General features: G+C 71.6%; 8 protein-coding genes. 3 read left to right on the top strand and 5 right to left on the bottom strand.

The window, feature by feature from the left end:
* The first annotated feature begins 109 nt into the window (after positions 1–109).
* From ispF to rlmB, 3 genes are read left to right on the top strand one after another with little or no spacing between them, the layout of a single operon-like run.
* Positions 110–592: a 2-C-methyl-D-erythritol 2,4-cyclodiphosphate synthase gene (gene ispF / locus G6022_RS09380; RefSeq protein ID WP_179524505.1), complete on the top strand. Its 483-nt coding sequence runs from the start codon at positions 110–112 to the stop codon at positions 590–592.
* A gap of 42 nt (positions 593–634) precedes the next feature.
* A complete protein-coding gene (gene cysS / locus G6022_RS09375; protein ID WP_182609936.1) occupies positions 635–2,050 on the top strand; it encodes a cysteine--tRNA ligase in 1,416 nt (471 codons plus the stop codon).
* 1 nt (position 2,051) lies between these two features.
* Complete coding sequence (rlmB, locus tag G6022_RS09370) at positions 2,052–3,020, top strand: 23S rRNA (guanosine(2251)-2'-O)-methyltransferase RlmB (RefSeq protein WP_179524507.1); 969 nt, start codon at positions 2,052–2,054, stop codon at positions 3,018–3,020.
* A 19-nt stretch (positions 3,021–3,039) separates the two neighbouring features.
* Here the strand turns inward: rlmB and G6022_RS09365 are convergent, their stop codons facing one another.
* The 5 genes from G6022_RS09365 to otsB form a co-directional block, all read right to left on the bottom strand.
* The gene (locus tag G6022_RS09365) at positions 3,040–4,017 is read right to left on the bottom strand and encodes an aminoglycoside phosphotransferase family protein (protein ID WP_259843795.1); all 978 of its coding nucleotides are present in this window, start codon (positions 4,015–4,017) and stop codon (positions 3,040–3,042) included.
* Between the two features lie 34 nt (positions 4,018–4,051).
* On the bottom strand, positions 4,052–4,900 hold the full coding sequence (locus G6022_RS09360) for a metal ABC transporter permease (protein ID WP_179524508.1): 849 nt from the start codon (positions 4,898–4,900) through the stop codon (positions 4,052–4,054).
* Positions 4,900–5,784 (bottom strand): metal ABC transporter ATP-binding protein, encoded by an 885-nt coding sequence (locus tag G6022_RS09355; protein ID WP_179524509.1) that lies wholly within the window; start codon positions 5,782–5,784, stop codon positions 4,900–4,902. The genes G6022_RS09360 and G6022_RS09355 overlap by 1 nt, the downstream gene beginning before the upstream one ends.
* The gene (locus G6022_RS09350; RefSeq protein ID WP_182638868.1) at positions 5,771–6,859 is read right to left on the bottom strand and encodes a zinc ABC transporter substrate-binding protein; all 1,089 of its coding nucleotides are present in this window, start codon (positions 6,857–6,859) and stop codon (positions 5,771–5,773) included. The genes G6022_RS09355 and G6022_RS09350 overlap by 14 nt, the downstream gene beginning before the upstream one ends.
* A gap of 80 nt (positions 6,860–6,939) precedes the next feature.
* Positions 6,940–7,770: a trehalose-phosphatase gene (gene otsB / locus G6022_RS09345; protein WP_241731136.1), complete on the bottom strand. Its 831-nt coding sequence runs from the start codon at positions 7,768–7,770 to the stop codon at positions 6,940–6,942.
* Positions 7,771–8,058: the final 288 nt, after the last annotated feature.

Below are 8,058 nucleotides of genomic sequence, written 5' to 3'. Positions count from 1 at the left end.
ACCACGTCCGAGCCCTGCACGAAGTCCGTGCCCTGTCGGAAGTCCGTGCCCTGCACGAAGTCGGCGCACCGCAGGAGCCCGGTGCACGCGAGAACCCGGAGGAGCACCCGTGACCGGACCCGTGATCCCGCGCGTCGGCATCGGCACCGACGCCCATCAGGTGCAGCCCGGCAAGCGATGCATGATGGCCTGCCTGCACTTCCCGGACGACCACGGGTGCGAGGGGCACTCCGACGGCGACGTGGTGGCCCACGCCCTGGTCGACGCGCTCCTGTCCGCGGCCGGTCTCGGTGACCTCGGCACCCTGGTCGGCACCGGTCGCCCCGAGTACGACGACGTCTCGGGTGAGCGGCTCCTGCGCGAGGCGGTGGCGGAACTCGCCGGGCACGGGTGGGCGATCGGGAACGCCGCCGTGCAGATGGTGGGCAACCGCCCCAAGATGGGCCCGCGGCGGGTCGAGGCGGAACAGACCCTCTCGGCGATCATCGGCGCCCCGGTCTCCGTCTCGGCCACCACGACCGACGGCATGGGCTTCACCGGTCGCGGTGAGGGGGTCTCCGCCGTGGCGACGGCCCTGGTGTTCCGGAGCTGACGAAGCGGGCGGGAGGGTGCGTCACCGGTAGACTCGCTACCCGTGACGCTCCATCTGTACGACACCGCCACCCGCTCCCTCCGGGAGTTCACCCCAGTCCGGGAGGGGCACGCGTCCGTCTACCTCTGTGGAGCCACCCCCCAGTCCGTGCCGCACATCGGCCACGTCCGGTCCGGGGTCGCCTTCGACGTCCTGCGCCGCTGGCTGCTGGCCACGGGCTACGACGTGGCGTTCGTCCGCAACGTCACCGATATCGACGACAAGATCCTCACCAAGGCCGCCGAGAACGGCCGGCCGTGGTGGGAGTGGGTCGCCACGCACGAACGCGAGTTCACCAGGGCGTATGACGCCCTCGGGGTCCTGCCGCCGTCCACCGAGCCGCGGGCGACCGGGCACGTGACGCAGATGATCGACTACATGGAGCGGCTCATCGAGCGCGGCTTCGCCTATCCGGCCGAGGGCAGCGTCTACTTCGACGTGGCCGCCTGGTCGGCCGCACCGGAGGGCGATTACGGCCACCTCTCGGGACACCGCCTCGACGAGGTCGACCAGGGTGAGGCGGCGGACCTGCGCGGCAAGCGGGACCCGCGGGACTTCGCGCTGTGGAAGGCGGCCAAGCCGGGGGAGCCCAGCTGGCCCACCCCGTGGGGGGAGGGCCGTCCGGGCTGGCATCTCGAGTGCTCGGCCATGGCGACCTGGTACCTCGGTGGGACCTTCGACATCCACGGCGGTGGTCTGGACCTGCAGTTCCCGCACCACGAGAACGAGGCGGCACAGTCCCACGCGGCCGGAGACGGCTTCGCCCGGTACTGGCTGCACAACGGGTGGGTCACCATGGCGGGGGAGAAGATGAGCAAGTCGCTGGGCAACGTGCTCAGCGTGCCCAACATCCTCAGCGCGGTGCGACCCGTCGAGCTGCGCTACTACCTCGGCAGCGCGCACTACCGCTCGATGCTCGAGTACTCGCCGGAGGCACTGCAGGAGGCGGCCGCCGGGTACCGGAGGATCGAGGCGTTCGTGCGGCGCGTGACCGAGGCCGGCGTCGAGGTGCCCGTGGGTGACTGGACGGACGGGTTCGCCGCGGCGATGAACGACGATCTCGGGGTCCCCGCCGCACTGGCGGAGATCCACGGTCGGGTGCGCGAGGGGAACACCGCCCTGGCGTCCGGCGACCTCGACGCGGCGCTGACGGCCGCGTCGGCCGTGCGGGCGATGACGGCGGTCGTGGGCGTCGATCCCCTCGACCCCCACTGGATGGCCGAGGGCGGCGCGGACGACGCCGCGACGACAGCGCTCGACTCGCTCGTGCGCGCAGAACTCGAGGCGCGCGACATCGCGCGTTCGAACAAGGACTTCGCCACCGCCGACGCGATCCGGGACCGTCTGGTCTCGGCCGGCGTCGAGGTGGCAGATACCGCGGACGGCCAGAGATGGTCGCTCGCCAACCGGAAGGACTGACATGGCTGGCAATTCGGCCCGACGCGGAGCGATCCGCAAATCCGGCACCAAGAAGGGCCAGGTCGTCGGATCCGGCGGTCAACGGCGGCGGGGCCTCGAGGCCCGCGGCGCCACGCCCAAGGCCGAGGACCGCACGTATCACTCCGCGCACCGCAAGGCCAAGGCCGCCTCGCGGAAGGCGGAGACCACGCAGCAGCGGCGCCGGTACGCCGAGAAGCAGGCCGATGGTCCGGAGTACGTGGTGGGCCGCAACCCGGTGGTGGAGTGCCTCCGGGCCGGCGTGCCCGCGACCGCGCTGTACGTCGCGGTCGGCTCGGACGCCGACGAGCGACTGACCGAGGCCGTCCACCTGGCCGCCAACAAGGGCATCTCGATTCTCGAGGTGCCGCGCACGGACCTCGACCGCATGGTGTCGAACGGGATGCACCAGGGGATCGGGCTCCAGGTGCCGCCGTACCAGTACACCGATCCCAAGGATCTGCTCGACATCGCGATGGGAGCATCCGAACCCGCGCTGCTCGTGGCTCTGGACAACATCACCGACACCCGCAACCTCGGCGCGGTCATCCGTTCGGTCGCCGCGTTCGGCGGACACGGCGTCCTCATCCCGGAGCGGCGCAGTGCGTCCATCACGGCCGTCGCGTGGCGCGCCTCGGCCGGTGCCGCCGCCCGGCTGCCGGTCGCGCGCGCGACCAACCTCAACCGCACGCTTCTGGACTGGGCCAAGGCCGGGGTGCAGCTCGTGGGTCTGGACGCCGACGGCGACACCACCCTGGACACCTACGACGGCACCGGCCCCACGGTCGTCGTGGTGGGCTCCGAGGGTAAGGGTCTCTCACGGCTGGTGCGCGAGAACTGCGACTCGATCCTCTCGATCCCGATCTCCGGAGGGGTGGAGAGCCTCAACGCCTCGGTCGCCGCCGGCGTGGTGCTGTCCGAGTTCGCCCGCCAGCGTCGCGTGAAGGGCTGACGGGCCCCTCGGTTCCCGTTCAGCCCGGCGGGCGGCGGGGCGATCGACAACGATCGAACGTCGCCCGTGCGTACTCCCACGTCTCCTCGCCGTAGTACAGGTGCCCGACGACCATGTAGAGCCCGGCGAACCGTTGGTAGGTCCACGCCCGGTCGAGGAAGGTCGAGTCGATCCGACCGACGTAGCGCGCGAGCACCTCGTCGACGAAGCCCGGGCCGTACTCGTACAGCTCGGCGAAGTCGACCGCCGGGTCGCCGAGACACATGTCGGTGAAGTCGATGAGCCCCAGCCGGCCCGGGGACGTCCGCCGATCCCAGTACAGGTGACGGACGTAGACGTCGTTGTGCAGGAAGACCCTGGGCAGCAGGGTGGACTGGAGCGCGGCGACCTCGTCACAGATCTCCCGCGCGGTCCGCATCTCGTCCTCGGTGAACACCGCAGGGAGGTCGTGGGCCACGATCCCCCGCACGAAGTCCAGGTTCTCGGGTTGGTACGAGTCCGGGACCCGGTCCAGCGGCGGGGTGGAGGTGTCGGCCGCGTGCAGCGCCGCCAGCAGGGCACCGAGCTGCCCGGCCACCGACGTCCTGTCCGTCGTGGGCAGACCGCGGAGTAGCTCGGGGGTCAGCCTGTCCCCACCCACCAGCGGATACCCGGCGAAGCCGCCGCCCGACGGAACGTGTGTGTACCGGGGGATCGCGGCGTCGACACCGGGGGACAGGTGGTCGAGGACGGCGATCTCCTGCGGGAGCTGGGCGAGCGCCTGCTCGTCCGTCGGGAACCGGAACACCAGCTCCCGGTGCCCGAGGGAGTCGGCCCCGCGGCACCCGCGGCACAGCACCACCACGTGGTCCCAGCCCTCGTCGATCCACGACGCCGAGTCCCAGGCGAGGGTCGGGAACGCGGCGCGGATCGCGTCGAGCTCAGCGCTGCGCTCGGCCGGGGGCTCGGCCGGGGGTCCGGCGGGTCGCTCGGCAGGGGGGTCGGGGTCGATGGGCACCCGTCCGACGGTAGTCACGCGGGCCGGTCGGTGCTCAGCTCCGGAGTGCCGCGACCGCCCGGCACGCCAGGTAGATGACGAAGGAGATGGTGGTGACGAACACCGAGACGGGCACCCCGGGCGCGAGCGAGAGCAGCATCCCACCGACCGCGGCGATCTGGGCGAACAGGATGGTCAGGGCGATCGCACGCCCGGGGCTCGAGGTGACGGCGGCCGCGGCGGCGGCAGGGGTGATGAGCAGCGAGAGCACGAGCAGCGCCCCCACCACCTGGACGGCCTGGGCGGCCGCGAGGCCCACCAGTACCGCGAAGACCAGGTTGATCGCGCGCACGGGAACCCCCCGCGCCTCGGCGACCTCGGGGTCCGCGGAGGAGAAGACCAGCGGACGGTAGAGCGCGATCAACGTGACGCAGATGATCGCCGCGACCACCGCCATCTGGACCACGCCGTGCTCCGACACGCCCACGATCTGCCCGGTCAACAGGGAGAAGCTGGTCCCCGACCGGCCGGGGTAGAGGTGGATGAACAGCACGGCCATGCCGAGGCCGAACGCCATGACCACGCCGATCGAACTGTCGCGCTGGGAGGCGCGGGCGCCCATGAGTCCGAAGATCAGCGCGGCCACCACGGATCCGAGGATCGCACCCAGGCCCAGGTTGAGGCCGAACAGCAGTGCGGCGGCGGCGCCGGTGAGGGCGAGTTCGCTGGCGCCGTGCACGGAGAACGACATCTGCCGCATCACGATGAACGGTCCGATCGCCCCGGCCAGCAGGCCGAGCAGCGCGATCGCGACCAGTCCGTAGAGCACGAAGTCCTGGCGGAGCAGGTGCGCGGTCACCTCGGTGTCGGCGATCGTCCCGGCGATCTCGAGCAGGCGGTCCATCAGTGCGCTCCGGGGTGGGTGTCGTCGTGATGGTGGTGGCCGGTGGACCAGGGTTCGGCGCACAGGTGCTGGGTGTCGCCCACCACGATGATCTGGCCGCGGACCCGCAACACCTCGACGGGCGAGGAGTAGAGGTCGGACATGACCTCGGTGGTGAACACCTCCTCCGGGGTGCCGATGCGGTGGCGCCCGTCCACGAGGTAGACGATCCGGTCGACCATCGGCAGGACCGGGTTGATCTCGTGGGTGACGAAGAGGACCGCGGTGCCGTGGTGACGACGGCGGTGGTCGAGTACCGAGGCGACGGTGCGCTGGCCGGTGAGGTCCAGGCTCAGCAGCGGCTCGTCGCAGAGCATGACGCACGGGTCGCACGCGATGGCCTGGGCTACCCGGACGCGTTGCTGCTCGCCTCCGGACATGCGACCGAGCGGCTTGTCCGCCAGCTGCCCGGCCCCTAGGCGGTCCAGCGCGGCGTCGACCACCCGACGCTTCTCGCCGCGCCGGGACGGCCACCCCGGACCCCAGCGGGTCCCGTCGATCCCGAGTCCGACCAGGTCGCGTCCGCGCAGGGTGATCCCGGGGTCGAACGCCTTCTGCTGGGGCACGTACCCCAGGTGGGTTCCGCGGTCGCCGGGGGCGCGGCCGTCCACCAGCACGGTGCCGGAATCGGGTGCCAGCTCGCCGAGGAGCACCTTGAGCAGGGTCGTCTTGCCGGCTCCGTTGGGGCCGAGCACGGCGACGAACTCCCCGGCGGCCACCTCGAGGTCGAGATCGCGGATGAGGGTGCGCCCGCCGCGCGAGACCGTCACCGACTCCAGGGAGACGACCGTCCCGGGGCCGGGTTCGCCGCGGAAGTGAGATGTCACCTGGTCAGTGTCCACCATCGGCGACCGGGGTCGCACCGTCGAGGGCCGAGGACAGCGAGTTGACGATCCCCGTCATCCACGTGGTGTAGTCCATGCCCTCGGGGAGGGTCTCGGTGAGGTCGACGACGGCGACGTCCGCCGACTCGGCGGCGTCACGGACGCGGGCGGTCACGGTGGTCTCGGTCTGGGTGTTGAACGCGAGGAACGCGACCTCCCGCTCGCCCATCAGGTCGAGCATGGCGGAGAGGTCGGCCGCGGACGGGTCGGTGTCGTCCTCGATCGAGGCCAGGAATCCGCGCGGCGTCAGGTCGACCATGTGGGCGGCGTCGAACAGGTGGGCGCCGACCCGCTCGGTCTGGGCGTAGGGGAAGTGCCCGCGGTCGTGGATCGCGTCGAGCTCGGCCTCGAGGGGGGCGAGGGAGTCGGCGAACCGGTCGGCGTTCTCGCGGTACTCCTCGGCGTTCTCCTCGTCGATCGCCGCCAGCTCCTCGGCCACCCGCTCGGCCACGGCGGCCGCGGTGGGCAGACTGAACCAGACGTGCTCGTTGGTGTCGGACGCGTGGTCGTGGCCGTCGTGATCGTCGTCCGATCCGTGTCCGTCGTGACCGTCCTCGGCACCGTGATCGTCGTCGTGCCCGTGCTCGTCCGCACCGTGGTCGTCACCGTGGGAGTGCTCGGCGATCGACTCGCCGGTGACGCGTTCGTACTCGTCGACCGCCCGCACCACCGGGACGTCCGCGGCGTTCTCCAGGGCCCGGTCCACGAAGGCGTCGTAACCGGCTCCGTTGTAGACCACGAGATCCGCGTCGGCGACCGCCGCGGCGTCGGCCGGGCTCGCCTCGTAGGAGTGCGGGTCGGCGGCCGGGTCGGAGATCACGGACTCGACGGTCGCGTTGTCGCCGGCGACCTGCTCGGCGATGTCGGCGTAGACGGTGGTGGAGGCCACGAGGTTCAGGCCGCCGGCGGCGGTCCCGTCGTCCGTGCCGTCCTCGGACCCGCAGGCGGTGAGGACGGCCCCTCCGACGAGTGCGGCCATGGTGAGGGCGGCCGCCCTCGTCAGGCGGGGACGGCGGGGGAAGGGGGATGACGACATCACGAGTACCGCTCTCGTAGTAATGGGAACCGTTGTCGTTAAGTGTACGGCGACGACCGCTCCCGGGTGCAATCCGGGCGTCAGGCCCGCAGTTCGGCGAGCTGGGAGAGCAGCCCGACCACCGCCGGGATGTCGGCCACGCGGTAGGCCGCGAGCGTCTGGCCGTCTCCGACCTTGATGCCGACATCCCCGTCCCGGAGGCGCGCGAAACCGCGCTCGTCGGTCACGTCGTCGCCGATGAAGATCGCGATCTCCGCCCCGGTCTGCTCGACCAGCTTCTCGATCGCCGCGCCCTTGCTGGCCTCGCGGACCGCGATCTCCACGACGTTCTTGCCCTCGGTCACGAAGACGCCGTCGAGGGCGGCGGGTCCGGCCATGGCCTCGGCCATCGCCTTCTGACGCAGGGCCGGGTCCTCGACCGGGCGGACGTGCAGGACGGCGGCCGTGGGCTTGGGTTCGACGTGCGCCCCGGGGGTGCGCGAGACGATCTCCTCGAGCTCGGAACCCACACGGGCGAGCCGCGCGAGCTCGTCGTCGTCCAGGGGCGTGTCGAACCCGCCCTCCCACTCCGACCCGTGGCTGCCCACCAGGACCACCGGAGCGACGGCGCCGCTCACCTGGGCCAGTGCGGCGCGGTTGCGGCCGGACAGCAGGGCGACGGTGGTCCGCGGAAGCCCGGCGAGGCGTTCGAGGGCGTCGATGGCGCCGGGCGCCGGGACGGCGAGAGTCGGGTCGTCGACGAACGGCGCCAGGGTGCCGTCGTAGTCGCACGCGATCACGAGGGTGGGCGTCTCCGCAGCTCTGCTCAGGGCCTCGGCGAGCTCGGGGGGGAGGTCGACGGCGGGAGGGGTTCCGGTGGACGGGCGGTGGGCGGACGTGCCGTCGGGGGTGCTGTCCTCAGCTGGGGTCATGGCTCCCAGATTAGGAGGCGAACCCGCCCGGGGTCGTGATGTCCGGATCAGCGCCCGCGGATTCGGGGTGACCGGAGTGTTGACGACGAGGCGGCCGACTGTAGGATTGTCGACAATCTGACGGAAGGTACACGGATGACTTCTTCCCTGACGGCCCTGGAGCTCTCCGAGCGCTTCCGGAGCGGCTCGCTCTCACCGGTCGACGCCGCTGAGCACGCGCTGGAGGCGATCGAGCGGGTCAACGGCGAGATCAACGCCTTCTGCCACCTCGATCGAGAGGCGACCCTC

The sequence above is a fragment of the Dietzia sp. Cai40 genome, from assembly GCF_014145165.1.
Lineage (GTDB): Bacteria > Actinomycetota > Actinomycetes > Mycobacteriales > Mycobacteriaceae > Dietzia > Dietzia natronolimnaea.
Note: the sequence above shows the minus strand (reverse complement) of the source record. Positions and strands in the feature narration are given on the sequence as shown.